Here is a 24,940-nt window from a genome sequence, read left to right on the forward strand (position 1 = left end):
ATGAACTAAGGAATCGCCACACTCATTTTAACATGGTGATTCAGCCAAATCATATCCTTTGGAGGGAAAACAGGATAACGTTGCCCGGCGGACTGAAAGCCCCGGCAAAAAACCTTTTTCGTAAGGAGGGAAATAAGATGAAATTACGTCAGCAAATGCCTGAATTGACAGGCGCTAAAGCATGGATTAACAGAGAAGTCTCGAAGGAACAGCTGGTCGGCGGAAAGCCGGCACTGATTCACTTCTGGTCCGCCAGCTGCCGCATGTGTAAAGAAGCGATGCCTGAGGTGAACGGGTTTCGTGATAAATATAAAGATCAGCTGAATGTGGTGGCCGTTCACATGCCCCGTTCCGAAGACGATCTTGATCTTGAGAAAATCAAGAAAACAGCGGCTGAACATGATATCTCTCAGCCGATTTACGTCGACAGCGATCATACGCTGACTGAAGCATTTGAAAATGAATATGTGCCGGCTTATTACGTTTTTGATAAAAGCGGACAGCTCCGCCATTTTCAAGCGGGAGGAAGCGGGATGAAAATGCTTGAAAAACGCGTCAGCCGAGTACTTTCAGAAACGGAGCAGGCTTCTGAGTAATCGGGACAATCTCCGTCGGACTATTGTCTCGGTTCCGCAAACCCTTTGCCGTTTAGGTAACAGGGTTTTTTTGTGCCTATTGGATAAAAAATTCCAATATGACATGTGTGGCTTAAAAAATAAGAGAAACAGCCGTAAACACGCTGTACCGCTTGTTTTATCCATATCATTATCTTTTACATATTATAGTCGAAAATTGTAGATATCACGCTAATTTTCATTAAACAAGTAATTTCAAGTTATATTTTGAAATGGTTGAATAAATTGGAACTTTGTCCAGAATCCCCTATATGATAAGGATTTTTGTATATAAAGTACCATTTTCAGAAAATAAGCAATTTTTCATAGAGTAAATAAAATAGTAAAATGATAAAATAATAGTTGATAAAATTACTTTTGTAATCTAATATCTTAATAAAAGCGTTTAAATTTTTGACAGGGGGTTTTACACATGTTTAATGAAAGAGAAGCGCTGCGCTTACGTTTAGAACAATTGAACGAAGCAGAGGTAAAAGTCATTCGTGAATATCAAATAGAACGTGATAAAATATATGCAAAACTGAGAGAATTAGACAATACAGGCAGCCTGTCCGATACAAAAAAAGAGTTTCGTCCGGAGAAAAAAAGTGACTCTCTCCCGGTGCTTGCAGAGCTTGCAGCACAGGAAATGAGAAGCTATCAAAAGCCGCAGACACAGCCTCAATCCTCCCAGCCGCAGATGCAGTCTATTACGTCTCTTCCCGCCGGCATTCCGGACGGTTCTACAAGAAGAAGAAGAGGGACGGCGAGACCGGGATCAAAAGCGGCAAAACTGCGCGAAGCAGCGATTAAAACGTTGAAACGCCACAATGCAGCGATCAAAAGTTCCGAACTGCAAAAGGAAATTGAAAAGGAAAGCGGCCTTGAAATTCCTAATATGACAACATTTATGCAAAGCTTAATTAAAATGTATCCGGAAGTGAAAAAACCATACCGCGGCCAATATATTCTTGAGGGAGAAATTTCTCAGGAAACAGCAGAAACGGCAAATGATACGGCTGCTGAATAAAACAGTAAAAACTGCTTGCGTTACTCAAGCAGTTTTTTTGCGTTTTCCCGCTTATTCTGCGGAAGTGACGCATCTTTTCCAGGCTTTTTTTCAAGCTTGACGACATATTTTTGGAAAGGCTTTTCGCCGTCAGCACGTTCTTTCAACGCATCCAGTTTTTCATCAAACGACTGATCGCGGGACTCTGATTGTACAAATTGTTTTTGCAGGGAGATGACTTGTTCGGTAACGGCTTTAAGCAAGTCTTCTGCCTGAACAGTCTCTTTCGAAACAGAAGGGATTTCCAGAGCTTGTTCCGCCGGTTCCGCCGTGCGGCTGTCAATATCAGCAAAATGGCCGGCAATCCAAGCATCACTTTCGTCCAGCTGCCGTTTATACGAAAGAATGGTTTCTTGAAATAACTTTTCTTTCGTTTTTTCTATTTCTACAAGCCGTTCTTTTGTTTCTAGTATTCGATCTCTCATATGATTAATTTCTATTTTAATATGTTTGAGCTGGTATTCTTTTTCTATCATTTGTGTTTGGAGCCGGGTATTTTCGTCTGCAGCGGCATGATAACGCTGTTTCATATCTTCGTGAGAAGTCCGTTCAGTTTGAATGGCGGTCTCAAGTGAGCGGATGCGGGTATGTAAGTTTTTATTTTCTTCTTCAAATTTTACATTTGTAAGATGCAGACGGTGCTTTTCTTCCATCTCATTTTTCCGCCGAAACGTTTCCTGCTGAAGCAGTTCTTGCAGAATGACGATTTTATCGAGCAGCCCGGCTCTGATTTCATGCAAAGAACGTTCCGTGTCACTTGTCTGTTTGTGTTTTTGAGCCATGGCTTCCAATTCGTCAGAAAGCTTGTGAAGCCGCTCTTTAATATTGGCGTTTTCCTCCTGAAGCTTATTATTTTTCTGATGGAAGTAGCTTGCTTCAAATTCTGAAATTAATTTTCTGCATCTGGAAAGTTCGGATTTCAAGTAAAGGTTCTCTTGAGAAGTGTCGTGGAAAAACGGACCGGATATTTTCATAAGAACCATCTCCCTCATGATGTTAACACTACAATATGGGAAAGGATCAACGGCTATTCCTCTTAATTAAACAGACAAGCACCGTAATATTGTATTTCGGCTGAGGCGTTTGCTATGCTTTTATATAGAATGGGAGAGAGATGACATGAAATGGGTGAATGTAATATTAGCGGGGGGAGCTTCCCGAAGATTCGGAGAACCGAAAGCTTTTGCAAAGTGGAAGGGCGGCATGTTTTATGAACAGGCGAAAAAAGCCTTCGGCGGCGGAGAAACGGTAATTATCAGCCGCCCTGAGCATATAAAAAAGTTCTTATCAAACAGGGAGCGGCATGTTTTTGCCGATGAGCCGCGGTTTCGGGGAATGGGCCCGCTGGCCGGCATATATACGGCAATGAAACAAACGGAAGGCGAAACATACACGGTCATATCCTGTGACACGCCGCTCGTGACAAGAAAGACGATGGCTGCACTTGAAATGAAGCTGACCGGAAATCTGGACGCTGTCATACCGGTTTGTGAAAACAGAGAGCATCCCCTCTTGGCGGTTTACCATAAACGGGTGCAGGGTGTGCTTTTTGATCAGCTGACACAAAACAAACTGAAAATGACAGACACGCTGAAACGGCTGTCTGTCTGTTATGTGCAGGCTGAAGACATCGGCGCCGGGCCGGAGGAGTTCGCTAATATCAACACACGGGACGATTACACCAGACTTTTGGCGCATGTCGAGTCTTCAAATCAGGACTGATCGGGAAGAAACATGGTATGATGGAAATAAAAATGCAAGGGGACAACACAGATGGAAGAGCGCTATTCGCGGCAGACAAGATTTAAGCCGATAGGGGAAAAAGGGCAGCAGGCGCTGGCTGACAGCAGTGTCCTGATTGTCGGAGCCGGAGCCCTCGGAACAGCCGCGGCAGAGGGCTTGGCAAGAGCCGGAGCGGGCCGTATGGCGATTATTGACCGGGATTATGTGGAATGGAGCAATTTACAAAGACAGCAGCTGTATACAGAAGAAGACGCGAGACAGCGCCTGCCGAAAGCAATGGCGGCCAAGGCGCGTCTTTTGGCGGTAAACAGTGATATACATATCGATGCTTACGCGGCGGAAGGTACGGCGGAAACGCTCGAACCGCTGATCGAACAAGCGGATTGCATCGTGGATGCGACAGATAATTTTGAAACGAGAATGGTCATCAATGATCTGGCGCTGAAAACGAAAACACCTTGGATTTACGGTGCCTGTGTCAGCAGTCAGGGAATGTGCATGACGATTATTCCGGGGGTTACGCCGTGTTTATCCTGCCTGTTTGAGCAAATGCCCGTGGGCGGAGCGACATGTGATACAGCAGGCATCATACCTCCGGCGGTTCATATCGTTTCCGCTTATCAGCAGGCTGAGGCGCTGAAATTGCTGACAGGAAATCATGCGGCGGTAAATCGGCGCTTTTTCACGTTTGACGTGTGGAATAACACCAATATGAGCATAAATGTGGATCAGATCAAACGGGATCATTGCCCTTCCTGCGGCGCGGAGCCCGTATATCCGTATCTGCAGCCTGAAAACAGGCCGAAAGCAAGCGTGCTGTGCGGAAGAGACACCGTTCAAATCAGATCGGAAGCCTTAAAGAGGCTGGATAAAGAAGAGCTTGTCAAACGTCTGAAGCAGATCGGTAAAGTGGAAGCAAATGAATTTCTGCTGCACATGGCGTATGAGCGCTTCAGAATCGTTATTTTTCAGGATGGACGGGCTCTGATTCACGGTACAAACGATATAAAAGAAGCAAATTCAGTTCTGGCCAGGGTGATCGGACTGTAGGAAGGGGAGATATTGCTATGCTTGAAAAAAGAACGCCGATTCAGGTGGACGAAGCAGTCCGCCGGGTGAGCCGGTATAAAAAACAGGGGGATACCGAATGGGTGGCGCTTGAGGACAGTCTCCACCGCTATTTGGCGGAGGATGTTAAGGCGGATCATGATGTGCCGGCCTTTAACCGTTCCCCGTATGACGGGTTTGCCATCAGGGCGAGCGATTCAAAAACGGCTTCCCGTGACAATGCCGTCACCTTTGAAGTCATTGACCATATCGGAGCCGGCGCCGTGTCAGAAAAAGAACTCGGGCCTTATGAAGCGGTCCGCATTATGACGGGGGCGCAGATTCCAAAAGGCGCGGATGCCGTAGTGATGCTTGAACTGACAAAAACGTTTTCTGAAAACGGGACGAATTACATGTCAGTGAAACGCCCTTTTCATGCGGGTGATAATATTTCATATCAAGGAGAAGATGCGAAAAAGGGCAGCTCGCTATTAAAAAAAGGGACGAAAATCACGCCGGGCGTAACCGCTCTTTTAGCAACCTTCGGCTATGCTTCCGTTCCCGTGGTCAGAAAGCCGGTTGTCGGCATTATCGCAACGGGAACCGAGCTTCTTCATGTCAGCGATCCGCTTGAGCCGGGGAAAATCCGCAACAGCAACGCTGCCATGGTGTATACCCAGGTCATTGAAGCGGGCGCGGTACCGCTGAACTTAGGGAAAATTTCCGATGATTTTGATGACAGCTATGCTGCGGTGAAGGAAGCTATGAAAAAAGTTGATTTTCTGATCACGACCGGCGGCGTGTCAGTCGGCGATTTTGATTTTCTTCCAGACATTTATAATAAGCTCGGAGCGGAAGTTCTTTTTAACAAAGTGGCAATGCGCCCGGGGAGCGTGACAACTGTCGCCCGGGCCGATGACATGCTGCTGTTCGGCCTTTCAGGCAATCCGTCCGCATGTTATGTCGGATTCACCCTGTTTGTCAAACCGATGATTCAGACGTGGCTTCTGAATGAAAAACCTCATTCCGGATGGGCGGAAGCCGTGTTAACAAACGACTTTCCGAAACCGAATCCGTTTACGAGATTTGTGAGAGCATTTGTTTATCATAAGGACGGAAAGATGATGGCGTCACCGGTCGGTCTCGACAAATCAAGCTCAGTCACATCTCTAGCCGAAGCAAACGCGTTTATCCTTCTGCCGGGAGGAACGAGGGGGTATGAAGCGGGACGGACGGTTCACGTGCTCCTCATCCGTGATGAGAATGGAAGTGAATGGCCGTGGTCAATTCTTTCCCGATCGTCCAGATCGTAGGTTTTCAAAACAGCGGTAAAACAACGTTTATTGAACGTGTGCTGAAAGCGGCGCCGAAAGAGTGCGATATTGGATGTTTAAAACATCACGGACATGGCGGAGAACCGGAACCTTTTTCTGACGGAAAGGACTCGGAGCGTTTTTCAAAAGCCGGAGCCGCGGTTACGGCAGTAGAAGGGGACGGCGTCCTGCAGCTTACGGCGCGAAAAAAATGGGATCTGGCGGGTTTGATCAGTCTGTATGAATGTCTGGGAATTGACGGTCTTCTCATAGAGGGATTTAAACATGCGCCGCATCCGAAAATCATTATGATCAAAGACAGCGAAGATTGGCAAAAGCTCAAACATTTGGAGCGCGTGATCGCGGTTATCAGCAGAAATATGGAGCATATGCCGGCAGATGCAGGCATGCCCGTATTCCATGCGGATGATCCGGCTGCCATTATGTTTGTGCTTTCGCAGCTGAAAGGGGAATCTGCATAAATGGAACGTTTTCAAATTACAAGGGAACCTATCATTGCGGAAAATATCGTAAAAAAAGTTGAAAAGCGTGAAGCCGGCGCCATCACAACGTTTATCGGCACGGTCAGAGAGTGGACTGCAGGACGGCGGACGGTACGGCTCGAATATGAAGCGTATGAACCGATGGCTGTTCAAATGCTTTCTCAAATCGGCGATGAAATCAGTGCGAAATGGGAAGGAGCCGAAGCTGCAATCACTCACCGTGTCGGCGTCCTTGATATCGGAGAAGCAGCGGTCGTAATCGCCGTGTCTTCACCGCACAGAAAGGCGGCATATGAGGCGAATGAATATGCAATTGAACGGATAAAACAGATTGTGCCGATATGGAAAAAAGAAATCTGGGAAGACGGCGAAGAATGGATAGGCGATCAGCTGGAAACAACGCCCTATCCGAACGGAAAACCGGATTTGGATAAAGGGGAATCGCGATGATTAAAGTACTATTGTTTGCCGGGCTTGCGGAGCAGGCGGGAACACCGGTCATTGAACTTGACGAAAAAGAGACGGCGGCGTCTGCTGTAAAAACACTGTTAAAGGAACGGTACGGACTTCAGACGATTGACAATGCCATGATCGCAATCAATGAAACATATGTAAAAGACAACAGCATCGTAACAGAAGGTGATACCATTGCCTTTATCCCTCCTGTAAGCGGAGGGTGAAAAAAGAGCCGGATGAGCATCATTGCCATCCGGCTTTTTTGTATATAGGAGCTGAATTCCAGAGAATATCTAAATGGGATTTAAAGGAATTTGTGATTGAGACGGTTTTGATTAGATGAATAGGCTGAAGACAGTGCCTTCACAAGGCTTTGAGCCTCCCGTCATACCGGTCTGACAATACTTTTTTTTACATAATTATGGAACGTAAAGCTGAGAATTTGTGTTACAATTTAGCATAAATACGCAAACGGCAAAAAAATTGAAACTTCTCTCAGCCTAAAGCGTACGTATAAACAGAATAATACATAGGAGGCATCAGCAATATGGAACCAAACCTGGAAAAAAGCAATACGGCAGTAACGGAAAAGCCGTCAATTTTCGGCGTCATTACAAGTCCTGTTGTGCAGTTTAAAAGATTAAAAGAAAAGCCGGTCATCGGCATTCCTCTCCTGATTGTCATCATTCTCATCGCGGCCGGCAGTATTTTGCGCGGACTGGGGATGAATTATGAAGAAGTGCTGAACAGCACATCTCTTGACGGATTGTCGGATGATCAGATTGAAATGACCAAAACCATTGCTAAATTCGGCTCGATGTTCGGAGGAATCTTCGGGGGCATTATCGCTCTGTTTATCGTTCCGCTCATTTACTGGCTGTGCGTCAAAATTTCAGGCGGCGTAACAACTTATAAAAAAATGCTCTCACTCAGCCTGTTCACGGCATTTATTACCAATATCGGCTTAGTCATTAACGGTCTTGTCACTTATTTTACCGGAGCGGGCTCCCTGCACGCCGTTACATCTTTGGCGAGTATCATACCGGCCGGAGACGGCGTCGCGGTCTTTTTAAGCGCGTTCGACATTTTCAGCATCTGGAGCTATATTCTGCTCGCTTTGGGTCTTCGCTATACAGGCGGCATTTCGAAAAAAGCGGCCTGGACTTCCGCGATTGTCCTGTTTGTTATTATGCTTTTGGTTTCGGCAGTCGGAGGACTGTTAAGTTCAGTGACAGCAGGTGTATAACATGAAAAAAATTTGGATCGGAATCGGCATCGCCGTAATTGTTGCAGTATTCATCGGTATCAATATTTATAAGTCTGCCGCTCCCGCGGGCGGCAGCGCCGGGAAAAAAATCGAAACCGGAACCATGGAAAACAGAGAAATCTCCTCTACGGTCATGGTTCCGGGAACACTTAAATTCTCTAAAGAACAGTATGTTTTTTATGAAGCGGATAAAGGAACTCTTGATAAAGTGAAAGTAAAAGAAGGCGACAAAGTAAAAAAAGGGTCGTCGTTAGTCACGTATACAAATGAGCAGCTCAATCTTGATAAAGAACAAAATGAGTTGACAGAACAATCAAAACGGATGCAAATCGAACAAGTTGAAGAAAAACTCAGAGCATTAAACAGCAAGGAACAAGATCTGGCAAAACAAGTTGGAGAAACGGAAGCCAAAAAACAAATTGAATCCGAACGGACTGATCTGCAGCTTCAGCAAAAAACGGCGGAAATCGAATTAAAGCAATCTGATTTGCAAAAGCAGTCTCTTGAAAATCAAGTGGCGAATCTCAATGTTAAGAGTGAGATGGACGGGACGGTAATCTCGGTAAATCAAGAAGCGGCTTCTAAAAAATCGGATATTCAAGAACCGGTTATACATATAGGAGACCCGGAACACCTGATCGTTGCCGGCAATTTGTCCGAATACGACACGCTGAAAGTGAAAAAGGGCCAAAGCGTTACGATTACCTCAGACGCCATCCCCGGTAAAACGTGGAAAGGGAGAGTGGCGGCTGTCGGCCTCGTTCCTGATCAAAAGTCAAGCGCTGCTTCGGGGGAAAGCACGGAACAGGCTGTGCAGTATCCGTTTCAGGTTAAGCTGATCGGAAACCTTCCGGAGGGCAAGCCGGGGTTTAAATTAATTATGAACATTGAAACCGACAAACGGAAAGCCGATACGCTGCCGTCCTCCGCGGTCAAAAAAGACGGAGATGAGCACTGGGTCTTTACGGTAAAAGACGGGAAGGCCAAACGCGTGAAAGTTAAAGTCGGCGATACCGCAAATCAGCTTACGGAGATAAAAGAGGGGCTTTCAAAGGATGATAAAGTCATTCTGAATCCGGCTGACGGTTTGACTGACGGAACGGATGTGAAAGCATAGATGATTCAGCTTTCAAAGGTGAAAAAAAGCTATCAGATCGGCAAGGAGACGTTTGATGTTCTCCGTTCAATCGACCTGACGATTGAAGAAGGAGAATATGTGTCAATTATGGGACCGTCGGGATCGGGGAAATCTACGATCATGAATATCATCGGCTGTCTGGACAGACCGACGTCCGGCAGTTACAGGCTTGCGGGCGAAGATGTTTCTTCATGTACCGAAAAAGAGCTTGCGGCGGTCCGGAACAAATCAATCGGATTTGTCTTTCAGCAATTTCAGCTGCTGCCGCGATTGAATGCAAGAAAAAATGTCGAACTCCCTATGATCTACGCCGGTATCGGCAAAAAAGAGAGTGAGGAACGGGCTGAGCATGCGCTGGAAAAAGTCGGTTTGGCGGATCGGATGCGTCACATGCCGAATGAGCTGTCAGGCGGCCAGAAGCAGCGTGTCGCGATTGCAAGAGCCATCGTGAACGAACCGAAGCTCATTTTAGCTGATGAACCGACCGGCGCGCTGGATACGAAAACAAGCATATCCATTATGGAGCAGTTCACAGAGCTTAATGCAGAGGGCGTGACCGTGGTGCTTGTGACTCATGAGCCTGAAGTGGCGGACTGTACAAACAGAGTGATTTTCGTCCGTGACGGCATGATCGTTTCCCGCGATGCTGAGCAGAGGAGAGTGGGGGAATGAGCCTGTTAGAAAATCTCCGGATGGCCCTCAGTTCCGTAAGAGCTCACAAGCTGAGATCGATCCTGACAATGCTCGGAATCATTATCGGCGTCGGTTCAGTAATCGTGGTTGTGGCTGTCGGCCAGGGCGGAGAGCAAATGCTGAAGCAATCCATCAGCGGGCCGGGCAATACGATTGAATTGTTTTACCTTCCGAGTGATGAAGAATTAACAGCCAATCCGAACGCCTTACAGGAAGCGAGTTTTACAGAAGAAGATATTAATGGATTAAAAGGAGTGGACGGCGTAAAGCAGGTTGTCGCTTCCGCGGTAAAATCCATGACGGCCCGTTACCATGAAGAAGACACGGATATTACGCTGAACGGCATTAACAGCGGCTACATGGACGTAAAAAAGCTGGACGTTCAAGATGGACGGACATTTACGGACAATGATTTTCTTTCCGGGAAAAGAGCGGGAATCATCTCGAAAAAAATGGCTGAAAAGCTGTTCGGGAAAACGTCTCCGCTCGGAAAAATCGTCTGGGCCGGCGGACAGCCCGTTGAAGTAATCGGCGTACTGAAAGAAGAGAGCGGTTTTTTATCGTTAGGACTCAGTGAAATGTATGTGCCGTTCAACATGCTGAAAACGTCTTTCGGTACTAACGACTACAGCAACGTTTCCGTTCAGACGGAGTCCGCTGATCAAATCAAAACAACAGGAAAAGAAGCGGCACGTCTCTTAAATGACAATCACGGTACAAAAGAGGCCTATCAAGTCATGAATATGGAAGAAATCGCGGCGGGCATCGGTCAGGTCACGACCGTCATGACGACGATCATCGGTTCGATCGCCGGTATTTCTCTCATTGTCGGCGGGATCGGGGTCATGAATATTATGCTCGTATCAGTGACGGAACGGACAAGAGAAATCGGCATCCGCAAATCGCTCGGTGCCACGAGAGGACAGATTCTGACACAATTCTTAATTGAATCTGTTGTGCTTACATTAATCGGCGGCTTAATCGGAATCGGTCTCGGCTACGGGGGAGCATCACTCGTTTCCCTTATCGCAGGCTGGCCGTCGCTCGTTTCCTGGCAGGTGGTTTGTATCGGTGTGCTGTTCAGTATGCTGATCGGTGTCATTTTCGGCATGCTGCCCGCCAACAAAGCATCACGCTTAGATCCGATTGAAGCATTAAGGTATGAATAACCTGCGCCCCATGCAGTCTGCATGGGGTTTTTTGTGTTTTAATGATTGAATGAATATAATAGACTTTTTTCATTTATGATAAAAAGAAAATGTCATACAATTGTCCCCCTTTTTGTCGAATTTACAGTTTACAAACCCTATGTACATACGTTAATATGAACAAATGTGAAAGATTTTGATAGTTATTGAATGAATTTGAGTGATTTTAGTTGCTTGAAGTAAAAAAAGCGTTTACAATTATCTTGCAGCCGAAATGAATACGTTTTCAAAGGAGGCGGAATATGCTTACTCCTGAAAGGTATCAGCTGATTATGGATCAGATTGAAAAGCGAGATGTGGTGAAGATTCAAGAGCTGATAAGCATGACAAACGCTTCTGAATCAACGATCAGAAGAGATTTATCAACACTTGAAGAGCGCGGGTTTTTAAAGCGCGTTCACGGCGGGGCGTCTAAACTTTCCAACAGCAGGCAAGAACCCGATATGCTTGAAAAATCCTCCAAAAACCTTCAAGATAAACTGAAGATCGCAGAAGAAGCGGCATCTTTATTAGAAGAAGGTGACTGTATTTACCTCGATGCGGGAACAACTACATTGCACATGATTGATTTTATAGATCATACAAAGGACATTGTGGTTGTCACAAACGGAGTTATGCATATCGACGCTTTAATAAGGAAAGGGATTCCTTTTTATCTTCTCGGAGGATATGTGAAGCATAGAACAGGTGCGATGATCGGCGGCGCCTCATTAACGGCGGTCAGCCAGTACCGTTTTGACAAAAGCTTTCTCGGGGTGAACGGCGTGCACATTGAAGCCGGCTTTACAACACCCGATCCGGATGAGGCTCTTCTGAAGACAAAGGCTGTGAGACAGGCGAAAAATGCGTATGTTTTAGCCGATCCTTCTAAATTCGGCGAGATTTCTTTCGCAGCGTTCGCCGCCTTGGGCGATGCCGCTATCATTACCACTGAAGCTGAAGAACTTGCATTCGATAATTACCAAGAAAAAACTGTCGTAAAGGTAGTGAAACCATGATTTACACTGTAACCCTCAATCCGTCTGTTGACTATATCGTTCACGTTGAAGATTTTGCCGTAGGCGGTTTAAACCGTTCCAGCTATGACACGAAGTATCCCGGCGGAAAAGGCATCAACGTTTCGAGATTACTGAAAAGACACCATGTGCCGTCAAAAGCATTGGGGTTTGTCGGCGGATTTACCGGAAATTATATCACGTCATTTTTGCAGCAGGAAGGTCTGGAAACGGCTTTTTCTGAGGTAGATGAAGACACGCGTATAAATGTAAAACTGAAAACGGGCGATGAAACGGAAATTAACGGACAGGGCCCGACGATTTCAGATGAAGTGTTCAATGCCTTTTTAGAACAGTTCTCCGCTCTGGAAGAGGGAGACATCATCGTTTTAGCGGGAAGCATTCCTTCTTCCCTGCCGCATAACACGTATGAAAAAATTGCTGAGGCATGCAGAAAGCAGAATGCCCGGGTAGTGGTGGACATCTCCGGTGAAGCGCTGATGAAAGCGACAGAAATGAAACCGTTTTTGATGAAGCCGAATCATCATGAGCTTGGGGAAATGTTCAATACGGTCATTGATTCAGCCGAAGCTGCCGTTCCTTACGGTAAAAAATTAATTGAACAAGGCGCTGAACACGCGATTGTTTCGATGGCTGGAGACGGTGCGCTTTTATTTACGAAAGAGGCGGTTTTCCTCGCCAATGTTCCTAAAGGAAAGCTTGTCAATTCGGTAGGCGCGGGTGATTCCGTCGTCGCGGGATTCCTTGCGGGAATTTCAAAACAGCTGCCTTTGGAAGATGCGTTCCGTTTAGGAGTTGCTTCCGGAAGCGCGACGGCATTTTCTGAAGAACTCGGAACTGAAGAGTTTGTACAGCAGCTTCTTCCTGAAGTTAAAGTCACACGTCTATAGAGGAGGAAAGAAAAGTGAAGATAACTGAGCTGTTAACAAGAGATACAATTCATCTCAATATAGAAAGTAAAGAGAAAGAAAACGTTATCGATGAAATGGTGACAGTGCTTGACAAAGCCGGCAGATTAAATGACAGAGAGGCTTACAAAGCAGCCATTTTAAATCGTGAAAGCCAAAGCTCGACGGGAATCGGCGAAGGCATTGCCATTCCTCATGCGAAGACGGCGAGCGTCATTAACCCGGCCATCGCATTCGGCCGTTCAAAAGATGGTGTGGATTATGAATCATTAGACGGTCAGCCGGCACACCTGGTCTTTATGATTGCGGCAACCGAAGGAGCGAATAATACGCACCTTGAGGCATTATCAAGACTTTCAACGCTTCTTATGCGTGAGGAAATCCGCAAACAGCTTCTTGAAGCTGAATCAGAAGATGCGATCATTGACATCATCAATCAGCATGACAAAGATGACGATGAGGAAGAAGAAGAGCAGGAAGAACAGGCAGCGCCGTCAGGAAAAGGCAAAATCCTTGCCGTTACGGCATGTCCGACAGGTATCGCCCATACGTTCATGGCAGCTGACGCACTGAAGGAAAAAGCGAAAGAGCTCGGCGTTGACATTAAAGTCGAGACAAACGGCTCAAGCGGTATCAAACATAAGCTGACGGCTCAAGAAATTGAAGACGCGCCTGCGATCATCGTGGCGGCTGATAAACAGGTTGAAATGGAACGCTTTAAAGGCAAACATGTTCTTCAAGTGCCTGTAACGGCCGGTATCAGACGTCCTCAGGAGCTGATTGAAAAAGCCGTTAACCAAGATGCGCCGATTTACGAGGGCAGCGGCGGAGGATCTTCCGCTTCAAATGAAGACGGCCCGAAAGAGAAATCAGGAACAAGCATCGGAAGCACTTTCTATAAACACTTAATGAGCGGTGTCAGCAACATGCTGCCTTTTGTCGTCGGCGGCGGAATTCTCGTTGCGATTTCATTCTTCTGGGGCATTCATTCAGCTGATCCGAAAGACCCGACATACAACACGTTTGCTGCAGCACTGAACTTTATCGGCAGCGATAATGCGTTAAAGCTGATTGTTGCAGTTCTTGCCGGATTCATCGCAATGAGTATTGCGGACCGTCCGGGATTTGCGCCGGGTATGGTCGGCGGATTTATGGCCACGCAGGCGAATGCCGGATTCTTGGGCGGACTGATTGCCGGATTCTTAGCCGGTTATGTCGTAATCCTGCTGAAAAAGCTGTTTGTCTTTATTCCTCAGACTCTTGACGGATTAAAACCTGTATTGATTTATCCGCTGCTCGGTATTTTTATCACAGGAGTTCTGATGCAATTTGTCATTAACACACCTGTAGCAGCGTTCATGAATTTCTTAACAAATTGGCTTGAAAGCCTTGGAACTGGAAACCTTGTTTTAATGGGTATTATTTTAGGCGGTATGATGGCTATCGACATGGGCGGCCCGCTCAATAAAGCGGCGTTCACATTCGGAATTGCGATGATCGATGCCGGAAACTATGCGCCGCATGCGGCCATCATGGCGGGCGGAATGGCTCCGCCGCTTGGAATCGCACTGGCGACAACATTCTTTAAACACAAATTCTCTAAACGTGACCGTGAAGCCGGTATTACGTGCTACTTCATGGGAGCAGCTTTCGTTACAGAAGGCGCCATCCCGTTTGCAGCGGCTGATCCGCTTCGCGTCATCCCTGCAGCCGTTGTCGGTTCTGCGGTAGCTGGCGGGTTGACAGAGTTTTTCCGTGTAACGCTTCCTGCACCGCACGGAGGAATATTCGTTGCATTCATTACGAACCATCCGCTGCTTTACTTAATGAGCATCGTGATCGGAGCGATTGTAACGGCTGTTATCTTGGGAATCGTCAAAAAACCGGTTGTAGAGAAATAAGCAAAAAGCGTCCTTTACGGGCGCTTTTTTCAATCATGTACGCATAGAAGCGTTATGTATTTTGTGATGAGTTATGATAAAGTAAAGATGGTACATGAACTGAAACAGTGATCGTCTAGGAGGAACCACGTTGACTGAAGAACAAAAACCTACTTCTGAAAAATCGGTAAAAAGAAAATCCAACACATATTGGGAATGGGGAAAGGCCATCATTATAGCGGTCGCACTTGCGCTGTTAATCCGCCATTTCCTGTTCGAACCGTACTTAGTGGAAGGATCATCAATGTACCCGACATTACATGACGGTGAAAGGCTGTTTGTCAACAAAAGCGTCAATTATATCGGAGAAATCGAGCGGGGGGACATCGTCATTATTAACGGCGATACATCGAAAGTCCATTATGTAAAGCGGCTCATCGGAAAACCGGGAGAAACGGTGGAAATGAAAAATGACACGCTTTATATAAACGGCAAAAAAATCGCAGAACCGTACCTCGCGAGCAATAAAAAAGAAGCGAAAAAACTGGGAGTCAACCTGACGGGAGATTTCGGCCCCGTAAAGGTTCCGAAAGGCAAATACTTCGTCATGGGTGACAATCGGCTGAACTCAATGGACAGCCGGAACGGACTCGGTTTAATTGCCGAAAACCGGATCGTCGGCACCTCGAAGTTTGTGTTCTTCCCGTTTCATGATATGCGTCAGACAAAATAAAAACGCCGCGCTGCCCGATTTGGACAGCAGGCGTTTTTTATTTGGCAAACGAGGCGGCGACGGCAATGAACAATACCGTGGCCAGCACTGATCCGACAATGGCCAGAACGCTGAAAAAAAGATTCACCTGCTTCTTCTCTTTGCCGCGTTTTTCAAGCATCCGTTTTGAAAAGAGATGCGAAAACGTATAAATGAGGGCGATTCCGATGTACAAGCCGATGTCACGGGCCGTAAAGCCTGTGACGGCCAGAAAAACCCCGGTGAAGAAAATCATAAGACAGTATTCTGTGAGTGTTAAAAGCTTCAACTTGTTCCTCCGTGATGAATATGTATATATATCTATTGTATCACAGCGCTCCGGGTTTGACGCCTGCATCTTTTCAAACCCGTATATTCGCAGGGAAACATTTCTCTTCCCCTTTATTCATGGTATACTTTTAATGATGATAGACACGATGGAGGATTCTAAATGATTGCTGTAAATAATGTGAGCTTGCGTTTTGCGGATCGCAAGTTATTTGAAGATGTCAATATTAAATTTACGCCGGGCAACTGCTACGGATTAATAGGCGCAAACGGTGCCGGAAAATCAACATTTTTGAAAATTTTATCCGGTGAGCTGGAGCCGCAGACCGGCGATGTCCATATGAGCCCGGGTGAACGTCTTGCCATTCTGAAGCAGAACCACTTTGAATATGAAGACTTCGAAGTGCTGAAAGTCGTCATTATGGGACATAAACGTTTATACGAAGTTATGCAGGAAAAAGACGCGATTTATATGAAGCCTGATTTTTCAGATGAAGACGGCATCCGCGCCGCTGAGCTTGAAGGAGAGTTTGCGGAATTAAACGGATGGGAAGCTGAAAGTGAAGCCGCTATTTTGTTAAAGGGCCTGGGCATCTCTGAAGACCTGCATACGAAGAAAATGGCGGACTTAGGCGGTTCAGAAAAGGTGAAAGTGCTTTTGGCACAGGCGCTGTTCGGCAAGCCGGACGTTCTGCTGCTTGATGAACCGACCAACCACTTGGATCTGAAAGCGATTCAGTGGCTGGAAGAGTTTTTAATCAACTTTGAGAACACAGTCATCGTCGTATCCCATGACCGTCACTTTTTAAATAAAGTGTGCACGCACATCGCCGATCTTGATTTTAATAAAATTCAAGTGTACGTCGGCAACTATGATTTCTGGTATGAATCCAGCCAGCTTGCTTTAAAGCTTTCTCAGGAAGCCAACAAGAAAAAAGAAGAGCAGATTAAACAGCTTCAGGAGTTCGTGGCCAGATTCAGCGCCAACGCTTCTAAATCAAAGCAGGCGACATCAAGAAAGAAACTCCTTGATAAAATCACGCTTGATGATATCAAACCGTCATCACGCCGTTATCCTTATGTCAATTTCACGCCGGAACGCGAGATCGGAAATGACGTGCTGCGGGTTGAAGGCTTAACAAAAACGATTGACGGGGTAAAAGTGCTTGATAACGTCAGCTTTATTATGAACAGAGAAGATAAAATCGCTTTTACGGGCCGCAACGAACTTGCCGTTACGACATTGTTTAAAATCATTTCCGGGGAAATGGAAGCAGACAGCGGCACATTTAAATGGGGCGTGACCACTTCTCAGGCGTACTTCCCTAAAGACAACAGCGAGTATTTTGACGGCAGCGATGCGAACCTTGTTGACTGGCTCCGCCAATACTCGCCGCATGACCAAAGCGAAAGTTTTCTGCGCGGTTTCTTAGGACGCATGCTGTTCTCAGGAGAAGAAGTCAACAAAAAATCAAACGTTCTTTCCGGAGGAGAAAAAGTGCGCTGCATGCTTTCAAAAGCGATGCTTTCCGGCGCGAATATTTTAATTCTGGATGAACCGACAAACCACTTAGATTTGGAATCCATTACGGCGCTTAACAACGGCTTAATCAGCTTTAAAGGCGCTATGCTGTTTTCATCTCATGACCATCAGTTTGTACAGACAATTGCCAACCGCATCATTGAATTAACGCCTAAAGGCATTGTTGACAAACAAATGTCTTATGACGAATTTCTTGAAAACGCGGATGTACAGAAAAAGCTTGAAGAGCTATACGCGTAATAAAGAAGCAGGGGAGACTCTGCTTTTTTATTTATGAAAAAAGTTTTCAATCTTCTGACTTCCCGTTACAATAAATGAATACATAACTTGAAAAGAGACGGAGGAATGCATCATGAAGTTTTTAATTGTCGGAGCTGGAGGAGTGGGCGGATATATCGGCGCGCGTCTTGCAGAAAAGGGAAATGACGTTACGTTTCTCGTCCGCAAGAAACGGGCGGAACAATTACAAGAAACGGGTTTGACCGTCAAAAGTGCAAAAGGTGATGTTTCAATCAAGCCGAAATTAATGATGGCGGGCGAAGAAGGAGCATTTGACGCCGTTATTATCGCTTCAAAAGCGTATTCTTTGCAGGACGTCATTCGGGATGTCAAACCGTTTGTCAAACCTTCGTCGGTCATTATTCCTTTTTTAAACGGATACAGGCACTATAACCAGCTGTTTGAAGCTTTTTCAAAACGGCAGGTGCTGGGCGGCCTCTGCTTTATTGAGAGCGCCCTTAACGACAAAGGGGAAATTCTTCATACGAGCGCTGCCCACCGCTTTGTTTTCGGTGAATGGAACGGGGAACGCACAGAACGTATGAACGAGCTGGAAAACGCATTTGCAGGTGTGAAAGCGGATGTCATCATCAGCCGGGATATTGAAAAGGACATTTGGAAAAAATATATGTTTATTGCCGCGCAGGCGGGAGTGACCACTCTGTTTCAACAGCCGGTCGGACCGATTTTAGAAACAGAAGGCGGCCGCAACACGGCAAAGCGCCTCTTTGCTGAAATCGGAGCCATTTTCAAGGCTGCCGGCATCCCGAAAGATCCTGGTCTGGAAGAAGAGAGTTATCGCACATTGACAAGCATGTCTTACGATATGAAATCGTCGATGCTGAGAGATATGGAAAAGGGCAGGGTGACGGAAGGTGATCATTTACACGGATTTTTGCTTGAGAAAGCGAAAGGCTTGTCAGTTGATACACCTGTTTTGGAAACCGTCTGCGCCAACTTGCAAATGTATGAAGCGAAATAAAAAGGAGGCCTGATCGCCTCCTTTTTTATTAAAATGCCCAGTTTCCGTTTCTGAAGATCGGTTCTCTTTTGCCGTCCGCCGTAATGCCGTCGATATTCATATCTTTGGAACCGACCATAAAATCTACGTGTGTAATGCTTTCATTTAAGCCCTCTTTGACAAGCTCTTCCCGTGTCATTTGTTTGCCGCCCTCAATATTAAAGGCATACGCACTGCCGATCGCCAAGTGGTTAGAGGCGTTTTCATCGTACAGTGTGTTGTAAAATAAAATATTTGATTGTGAAATCGGTGAATCGTACGGCACTAAGGCCACTTCTCCGAGATAGTGTGAGCCTTCATCGGTTTCGACGATGCCTTTTAAAATCTCCTCGCCTTTTTCAGCTTTCACATCGACAATGCGGCCGTTTTCAAAGGTAAGAGTGAAGTTATCAATAATGTTGCCGCCGTAGCTCAGCGGTTTCGTGCTGGAAACCGTGCCGTTCACCCCGTCACGCTGCGGAAGGGTGAAAACCTCTTCTGTCGGCATGTTGGCCATGAATTCGTGCCCGCTTTCATTCACGCTTCCCGCGCCTGCCCATACATGTTTTTTCGGCAGTTCAATGGTTAGGTCTGTTCCTTCAGCCTGATAATGCAGGGCGCTGTAATGTTTTTTGTTCAGGTGTTCCACTTTTTCATGAAGATTTTGATCATGTTTTTTCCATGCTTCCACAGGGTTTTCTTCATTTACTCGGGTCGTTTTGAAAATTTCTTCCCATAAAAGCTGAACGGCTGTTTCTTCCGGCTGATCCGGGAACACTTTTTTCGCCCAGCCTGTTGAAGCCGCTCCGATCACCGTCCAGCTGACCTTATCTGATTGAATATATTGTCTGTATGTATGCAATGCTTTTCCGGCGGCTTTTTGGAACGCTGCAATCCGTTTGCCGTCAGTGCCTTTTAACAGGTCGGGGTCGGATGAGACGACAGAAATAAACGCAGCCCCTTTTTTCGCGAGCTCTTCTTTTCCTTTTGCTTCCCATTCAGGATACTCTTCAAACGCTTCAAACGGTGCCATCTCGTATTTTAATCTGGACAGTTCATCGTCCTGCCAATTTACGGTGACGTTTTTTGCGCCTTTTTCATAAGAATGTTTGGCAAGCAGTCTGACAAGTTCCCTAACATCAGTTGAGGCATTGATTACGACATGCTGTCCTTTTTGGACATTGACGCCGACTTCTACCGCCAGCTGAGCATATGTATGTAACTTTTCAGTAAACGAACTCATCGTTCATTCCTCCTCATCGGTTTTTCTCATCATATCAAATATCGCCTCATAAAGGAAAGAAAGGAGCACAAACGAAAAAGACACAGCTTTTGCTGCGTCTTTACGGGTGATTCAGTTTTACGGCGCCGCCGGCCGGAGAATGGGGCATATTGGCCAGTGAAATGCTCATCCCCCCCAAAATAATTCCGCTTAAAATGACGGCTACTGCTACGCGTCTTCCCACATCTCTAAGCATATGCTTCCTCCTTAATGTTTCTCCAGTTCTCACAATATGAGCCGGCCGGAGAAAAAAGAAGCACAATCTTATTATTTAATCGCTTTTTGCAGCTTGTCGATGACGTCTAATGAACGCCCCGTGCCGATAGCCACTGATTCAAGCGGATTTGCCGCCAAATGAACGGGAACGACGATTTCTTCTGTCAGCCATTCTTTCATCCCGTTTAAAAGGGAGCCTCCGCCGGTTAACACGACGCCGCGGTCAACAATATCACCGCTGAGCTCCGGCGGACAATCTTCAAGTGTCGCTCTGATCGCTTCAAGAATATGTAAGAGCGACTCACGCATCGCGTGCTGAATTTCATTAGACTGCAGTCTGATTGTCTTCGGCAGACCGGTTACAAGGTCACGGCCGCGGATTTCCATCGTTTCCGGCACATGTTCAATCAATGCAAAACCGATTTCCATTTTCACTTGTTCTGCTGTACGTTCCCCGATCAGCAGGTTGTATTTTTTTCTGACGAACGAGGCGATATCTTCATCAAGCTGGTCGCCGCCGATTCTGATCGAATGGCAGGATACGACGCCCCCGAATGAGATGATGGCGACTTCAGTCGTACCGCCGCCGATATCTACGACGACGTTTGCGACCGGCTCGTCAACAGGGAGGTCGGCCCCGATTGCAGCGGCTACGGGTTCTTCAATCAAGTGAACGTTTTTCGCTCCGCAGTTTTTGACAGCGTCACTGATGGCGCGGCGTTCAACGGCTGTTGAGCCTGAAGGCGTGCAGACGACGACATTCGGTTTGCGGAAAGTCATTCCGATTTTTTTTCCGGCTTTTTTCATAATGTGTTTTAATAAGTCAGTTGTCATATCATAATCAGCAATGACACCGTCTTTCATCGGCCGTACGGCGACGATTTTCCCCGGCGTCTTTCCGATCATGCTTTTGGCATCCGTTCCGATGGCAAGCACCGCTTTCGTTGTTGTATCTACAGCGACAACGGAAGGTTCGTTTAAAATAATTCCTTTATTTTTACTGTAAACAAGTATATTAGCGGTTCCTAAGTCGATTCCGATCTCAGTTGATTGAAACATGTTTTCACCCAATCCCTATCCTGATTTAATTGATTCTACATTTAAAGTTTCTGAGAAAAACCACGATTTTTGGGGGTTTCCGCCGGGAATGAAATGTTTTTGTAAAAAAGGAGGGAAAGTCTGTATCCCATATTTCAAAAGGATTTTCTTCTGTAAAAAAACATTCAGTTCCGGATGCTGAGAAACTTTTGCTCCGTTCCTTTCGTCTACGTTTATGAAGGATTTTCCTTGGACATAAAGAAGAGACATTAAAGGAAGTAGGGGATTTCTATGAAATCAATTGGTGTAGTAAGAAAAGTAGACGAACTCGGGCGTATTGTCATGCCGATTGAATTGAGAAGAGCATTGGATATCGCTATTAAAGATAGTATTGAATTTTTCGTTGACGGAGACAAAATTGTCTTAAAAAAATACAAGCCGCACGGCATTTGCTTAATGACGGGGGAAATTACCTCCGAAAATCAGGAGTACGGCAACGGCAAAATTATTTTAAGTCCTGAAGGAGCGAAAATGCTGCTTGAGGAAATCGAGGAAGCGTTAAAAGATAGATCATAATCAGCAAAAAGGGCGGAGCATCATTCCGTCCTTTTATTATGAACTTGTGCAAAAACTCACGGGAAAAGTAAGCGAACCTGCTCAATTAATTGGGAATAGTTATCATTTTTTAGTCAATAATGCAGTCAACAATGTTACAATATATGTAGAAATGCTAGCGGCAGGTGGGACAATGGGAAAATATCAAGCGCGTATCATTTCCTTAATCTTGGCAATGATTTTTATTATGTTTTGGGATTATTTATTTTATATGATTGAACGGAATCCGATTAACTGGCCAGTTGACATCACCTTTACCGCCGTCACATTAATCGGCGTCTGGCTGCTGGCTTATTATGTGGACAATAAAAAGCAGCTGCTGGCGGAGCTGAAGGACAGCGAGCAGAAAGCAAAGGCGCTTTCAGATGAGAAAAACCGGATCATGGACAATCTGCAGGAAATCGTTTTTCAGACGGATGCACAAGGGAATATTACATATTTGAATCAAGCCTGGACGGCGATTACGGGCCACTCCATCAGCGAATGTATGGGCACGATGTATAATGATTATTTTATAAAAGAAAAACATATCATTGATTATATTATCTCCCAAATCAAGCAGCAGTCCCCGTCAGGAATGTTTACGGCCAAATATATTAAAAGAGACGGCACGATCTTTTGGGGAGAAGTCCATTATAAGCTGTATTATGACCGCAGACAGAAATTTGTCGGAAGCCTGGGGACGATGTCTGATATCAGTGAACGGAAAAAAGCGGTCGACGAGCTTCTGGAAACGAACGAACGCCTTGCCATGCAATCTCAAAAGCTGGCCATTGCCGGGGAGCTTGCGGCAGGAATCGCCCATGAAGTAAGAAATCCTTTAACGTCAGTCAGCGGCTTTCTCCAGCTGATGAAAGCCCAGTATCCGGAAAGAACGGATTATTTTGATATTATTTTTTCGGAGATTAAAAGGATTGATCTCGTGCTGGGGGAGCTGCTTCTGCTCGCCAAGCCGCAGACCGTGACGTTTACCGCTCATCATCTCAACCATATTTTAAGGCAGGTGGCGACGCTTCTTGACACGAACGCGGTGCTGTCGAACACTGTGATTGAGAAGGATTTCAGGCAGACTGAGTCCTGTATGGTCAACGGTGACGAAAACCAGTTGAAACAGGTATTTATCAATATTATTAAAAATGCGATTGAAGCGATGCCTGACGGCGGGAATATTCATATTTATACAAAACGGGATGAAGAATACGCGGTGATCAGCATACAGGATGAAGGAAACGGCATGTCGAAAGAAAAGCTTGAAAACATCGGGAAACCGTTTTTCTCAACAAAAGATCAGGGAACGGGTCTCGGTCTTCCGATTTGTTTACGAATTCTGAAGGAGCATAATGGTAAACTTAACATTAAGAGCAAAAATGGAGAAGGCAGTACGTTTCAGGTGATTCTGCCGTTAGAAGCGGCTGCTGTCCAAAAGGAGGAAAAATAACTTGCTTCTTTTTGTATACGGTTTGTTACGGAAGCGTGAAGAAAACCATGAACTGCTGAAAGGCGCTCCGTGTGTGTGCGAGCAGGCCGCGATAAACGGTGTGCTGTACGAAACGGATAAAGGTCAGCCTGCGGCGTCTTTAGCAGAAACAGCTTTTGTGTACGGGGAATTGTATGAAACAGATCATCAGATGATCCGTAAGCTGGATGCGTATTATGCTGATTTTGATCGGAAAGAGGTTGCCGTGACGACGGATGCCGGGAATAAAACCGCCTTCGCATATGTCGTAAAGCCCGGCCAGTGTGCCTCATTCAGCCGTATCAAAAGCGGAGACTGGAAAGAATACCGTTTTATGAAACGGGAGGATGACAGTCCGGTTTATTATTTCGCTTACGGCTCCTGTATGGACAATGCCCGGTTTAAACAGGCGGGGGTCGACCACTTTTTTGCCGAGCCGGTCGGAGGGGCGGTTGTTGAAGGGTATTCGACGAGATTCACGTTAAGGCGTCCTGACGGTTCCAGAGCCGATCTTGTTGAAGACGGGGGACGAACTGAAGGCGTGCTGTACAAGCTCCCGTTTGAAGCGGCAACCTATCTGTACAAAAGAGAAGGTGTTGATAACCACACATACCGTCCCGCGTTCATAGAAGTGTGTGCCGGCGGCCGTGTATACAGAGGCGTCCTGACGTTTCTCGTTCTTGATAAAGCTGAGGAAATTGCGCCTCCGGGTCACTATCAGGAAGAAATCGAACGCGGAGCGGACCTGTATTTATCGCCCGCCTTTTCAGAAAAGCTTAAACGCTATATGAACTCATTGCCGAAAATGTGATACTATTCCTATTAGAGATATTGTTTAAAGGAGTACTGTTATGAGAAAAGAGTTTGCCGTTATCGGTCTCGGACGCTTCGGCGGAAGTATTTGCAAAGCATTAAGTGAAGAAGGCCTTGAGGTCATGGCGATGGATATTGATGAAGATAAAGTAAATGAATACGCCAAAATCGCATCACACGCGGTCATCGGCGATTCAACCGATGAATCGGTGCTGAAAAACTTAGGGCTGCGCAACTTTGACCACGTCATTGTGGCAATCGGCGAAAATATACAGGCGAGCATTTTAACGACGCTGATCTTAAAGGAACTCGGCGTGAACACGATCACGGTTAAAGCGCAGAACGATTATCATGAGAAAGTGCTTGCGAAAATCGGCGCCGACCACATCGTCCACCCTGAACGTGACATGGCAAAACGCATCGCCCACAACATCGTATCAAATAATGTGCTTGATTATTTGGAGCTGTCCGACGAACACAGCATTGTGGAGATCGTGGCCAACAGCAGGCTTGCGGGCAACACACTGCTTGATCTGGACATCCGGGCGAAGTACGGCATTAATATCGTGGCCATCAAGAGAGAAAAAGAAGTGATCGTATCTCCGCTTGCGAATGAGATGATCCAAAAAGAAGATATTCTCATCGTTATCGGCTCTCTTACGGACATTTCCCGATTTGAAAAAAGAGTGCTTCACACAAAGTGAAAAGCCGTCCGTAAAAGGACGGTCTTTTATTATGTCAGAATAATAAGACATTTATCGTGTAAGCGGTATTTTCTGCGATTTTTATTGACTATGATCAGGC

Annotated in this window: 27 protein-coding genes; 22 read left to right on the top strand and 5 right to left on the bottom strand. The window is 46.0% G+C overall.

The genetic code is table 11. The features are described from left to right. Positions 1-137 precede the first annotated feature (137 nt). A complete protein-coding gene (locus J6600_RS07180) occupies positions 138-596 on the top strand; it encodes a TlpA disulfide reductase family protein (protein ID WP_014417617.1) in 459 nt (152 codons plus the stop codon). A 451-nt stretch (positions 597-1,047) separates the two neighbouring features. Then, positions 1,048-1,644 (top strand): transcriptional regulator Rok, encoded by a 597-nt coding sequence (gene rok, locus J6600_RS07185; RefSeq protein ID WP_003154591.1) that lies wholly within the window; start codon positions 1,048-1,050, stop codon positions 1,642-1,644. A gap of 20 nt (positions 1,645-1,664) precedes the next feature. On the opposite strand, the gene J6600_RS07190 is transcribed toward rok, so the two are convergent. Continuing rightward, positions 1,665-2,657 carry a coiled-coil domain-containing protein gene (locus tag J6600_RS07190; protein WP_021493753.1) on the bottom strand — a complete coding sequence of 331 codons (993 nt, stop codon included), beginning with the start codon at positions 2,655-2,657 and terminating at the stop codon, positions 1,665-1,667. A gap of 145 nt (positions 2,658-2,802) precedes the next feature. Between J6600_RS07190 and J6600_RS07195 the strand changes: the two genes are divergently transcribed. The 14 genes from J6600_RS07195 (at position 2,803) to sipT (ending at position 15,588) form a co-directional block, all read left to right on the top strand. Beyond that, positions 2,803-3,405: a molybdenum cofactor guanylyltransferase gene (locus J6600_RS07195; RefSeq protein WP_025649507.1), complete on the top strand. Its 603-nt coding sequence runs from the start codon at positions 2,803-2,805 to the stop codon at positions 3,403-3,405. 51 nt (positions 3,406-3,456) lie between these two features. Beyond that, positions 3,457-4,476: a molybdopterin-synthase adenylyltransferase MoeB gene (locus tag J6600_RS07200; RefSeq protein WP_007611113.1), complete on the top strand. Its 1,020-nt coding sequence runs from the start codon at positions 3,457-3,459 to the stop codon at positions 4,474-4,476. A gap of 17 nt (positions 4,477-4,493) precedes the next feature. Further along, a complete protein-coding gene (locus tag J6600_RS07205) occupies positions 4,494-5,786 on the top strand; it encodes a molybdopterin molybdotransferase MoeA (protein WP_209388185.1) in 1,293 nt (430 codons plus the stop codon). Beyond that, positions 5,747-6,268, top strand: a complete 522-nt coding sequence (gene mobB, locus J6600_RS07210) for a molybdopterin-guanine dinucleotide biosynthesis protein B (RefSeq protein ID WP_029973679.1) — start codon at positions 5,747-5,749, stop codon at positions 6,266-6,268. The genes J6600_RS07205 and mobB overlap by 40 nt, the downstream gene beginning before the upstream one ends. Next, positions 6,269-6,739 (top strand): molybdenum cofactor biosynthesis protein MoaE, encoded by a 471-nt coding sequence (locus J6600_RS07215; RefSeq protein WP_007611116.1) that lies wholly within the window; start codon positions 6,269-6,271, stop codon positions 6,737-6,739. It begins immediately after the preceding gene. After that, the gene (moaD, locus tag J6600_RS07220; RefSeq protein WP_007409633.1) at positions 6,736-6,969 is read left to right on the top strand and encodes a molybdopterin converting factor subunit 1; all 234 of its coding nucleotides are present in this window, start codon (positions 6,736-6,738) and stop codon (positions 6,967-6,969) included. The genes J6600_RS07215 and moaD overlap by 4 nt, the downstream gene beginning before the upstream one ends. A gap of 323 nt (positions 6,970-7,292) precedes the next feature. After that, positions 7,293-7,991, top strand: coding sequence for a YknW family membrane protein (gene yknW, locus J6600_RS07225; protein WP_014417624.1), 699 nt, complete (start codon positions 7,293-7,295; stop codon positions 7,989-7,991). Position 7,992: 1 nt separating this feature from the next. Continuing rightward, complete coding sequence (locus J6600_RS07230) at positions 7,993-9,129, top strand: efflux RND transporter periplasmic adaptor subunit (protein WP_061862144.1); 1,137 nt, start codon at positions 7,993-7,995, stop codon at positions 9,127-9,129. Then, complete coding sequence (locus J6600_RS07235) at positions 9,130-9,822, top strand: ABC transporter ATP-binding protein (RefSeq protein ID WP_209388186.1); 693 nt, start codon at positions 9,130-9,132, stop codon at positions 9,820-9,822. Further along, a complete protein-coding gene (locus J6600_RS07240) occupies positions 9,819-11,012 on the top strand; it encodes an ABC transporter permease (protein WP_014417626.1) in 1,194 nt (397 codons plus the stop codon). Before J6600_RS07235 ends, J6600_RS07240 begins: the two co-directional genes overlap by 4 nt. A 281-nt stretch (positions 11,013-11,293) precedes the next feature. Beyond that, a complete protein-coding gene (locus J6600_RS07245; RefSeq protein ID WP_014417627.1) occupies positions 11,294-12,049 on the top strand; it encodes a DeoR/GlpR family DNA-binding transcription regulator in 756 nt (251 codons plus the stop codon). Next, positions 12,046-12,957, top strand: a complete 912-nt coding sequence (gene pfkB / locus J6600_RS07250) for a 1-phosphofructokinase (protein WP_014417628.1) — start codon at positions 12,046-12,048, stop codon at positions 12,955-12,957. The genes J6600_RS07245 and pfkB overlap by 4 nt, the downstream gene beginning before the upstream one ends. Positions 12,958-12,971: 14 nt before the next feature. After that, the gene (locus tag J6600_RS07255; RefSeq protein WP_205160640.1) at positions 12,972-14,876 is read left to right on the top strand and encodes a PTS fructose transporter subunit IIABC; all 1,905 of its coding nucleotides are present in this window, start codon (positions 12,972-12,974) and stop codon (positions 14,874-14,876) included. Between the two features lie 130 nt (positions 14,877-15,006). Next, positions 15,007-15,588, top strand: coding sequence for a signal peptidase I sipT (sipT, locus tag J6600_RS07260; RefSeq protein ID WP_003154568.1), 582 nt, complete (start codon positions 15,007-15,009; stop codon positions 15,586-15,588). A gap of 37 nt (positions 15,589-15,625) precedes the next feature. Here sipT and J6600_RS07265 read toward each other — a convergent pair whose 3' ends face one another. Continuing rightward, positions 15,626-15,895 (bottom strand): hypothetical protein, encoded by a 270-nt coding sequence (locus tag J6600_RS07265; RefSeq protein WP_017417691.1) that lies wholly within the window; start codon positions 15,893-15,895, stop codon positions 15,626-15,628. Positions 15,896-16,057: 162 nt separating this feature from the next. Here J6600_RS07265 and J6600_RS07270 point away from each other — a divergent pair, with 162 nt between their 5' ends. Together J6600_RS07270 and J6600_RS07275 are read left to right on the top strand one after the other, a co-directional pair. Continuing rightward, complete coding sequence (locus J6600_RS07270) at positions 16,058-17,677, top strand: ABC-F family ATP-binding cassette domain-containing protein (protein ID WP_007409642.1); 1,620 nt, start codon at positions 16,058-16,060, stop codon at positions 17,675-17,677. Between the two features lie 112 nt (positions 17,678-17,789). Continuing rightward, the gene (locus J6600_RS07275) at positions 17,790-18,698 is read left to right on the top strand and encodes a ketopantoate reductase family protein (protein WP_209388187.1); all 909 of its coding nucleotides are present in this window, start codon (positions 17,790-17,792) and stop codon (positions 18,696-18,698) included. Between the two features lie 28 nt (positions 18,699-18,726). On the opposite strand, the gene J6600_RS07280 is transcribed toward J6600_RS07275, so the two are convergent. The 3 genes from J6600_RS07280 to mreBH form a co-directional block, all read right to left on the bottom strand. Next, on the bottom strand, positions 18,727-19,959 hold the full coding sequence (locus tag J6600_RS07280; RefSeq protein ID WP_007409644.1) for an aminopeptidase: 1,233 nt from the start codon (positions 19,957-19,959) through the stop codon (positions 18,727-18,729). Between the two features lie 100 nt (positions 19,960-20,059). Continuing rightward, the gene (locus J6600_RS07285; protein WP_003154559.1) at positions 20,060-20,194 is read right to left on the bottom strand and encodes a protein YkpC; all 135 of its coding nucleotides are present in this window, start codon (positions 20,192-20,194) and stop codon (positions 20,060-20,062) included. 71 nt (positions 20,195-20,265) lie between these two features. Continuing rightward, the gene (gene mreBH / locus J6600_RS07290) at positions 20,266-21,273 is read right to left on the bottom strand and encodes a cell shape-determining protein MreBH (protein WP_014417632.1); all 1,008 of its coding nucleotides are present in this window, start codon (positions 21,271-21,273) and stop codon (positions 20,266-20,268) included. A gap of 270 nt (positions 21,274-21,543) precedes the next feature. Between mreBH and J6600_RS07295 the strand changes: the two genes are divergently transcribed. The 4 genes from J6600_RS07295 (at position 21,544) to ktrC (ending at position 24,840) form a co-directional block, all read left to right on the top strand. Continuing rightward, positions 21,544-21,828, top strand: a complete 285-nt coding sequence (locus J6600_RS07295) for a transcriptional regulator AbhA (RefSeq protein ID WP_024085249.1) — start codon at positions 21,544-21,546, stop codon at positions 21,826-21,828. A 172-nt stretch (positions 21,829-22,000) separates the two neighbouring features. Next, entirely contained in the window at positions 22,001-23,305 is a 1,305-nt protein-coding gene (locus tag J6600_RS07300) for an ATP-binding protein (RefSeq protein ID WP_095271806.1), read from the top strand. A gap of 1 nt (position 23,306) precedes the next feature. Then, positions 23,307-24,134, top strand: a complete 828-nt coding sequence (locus J6600_RS07305; protein WP_014417635.1) for a gamma-glutamylcyclotransferase family protein — start codon at positions 23,307-23,309, stop codon at positions 24,132-24,134. A gap of 40 nt (positions 24,135-24,174) precedes the next feature. Beyond that, positions 24,175-24,840, top strand: coding sequence for a Ktr system potassium transporter KtrC (ktrC, locus tag J6600_RS07310; RefSeq protein ID WP_100261756.1), 666 nt, complete (start codon positions 24,175-24,177; stop codon positions 24,838-24,840). Positions 24,841-24,940 lie beyond the last annotated feature (100 nt).

It is taken from the genome of Bacillus sp. LJBV19 (genome assembly GCF_017797845.1).
Taxonomy (GTDB): Bacteria; Bacillota; Bacilli; order Bacillales; family Bacillaceae; genus Bacillus; species Bacillus velezensis.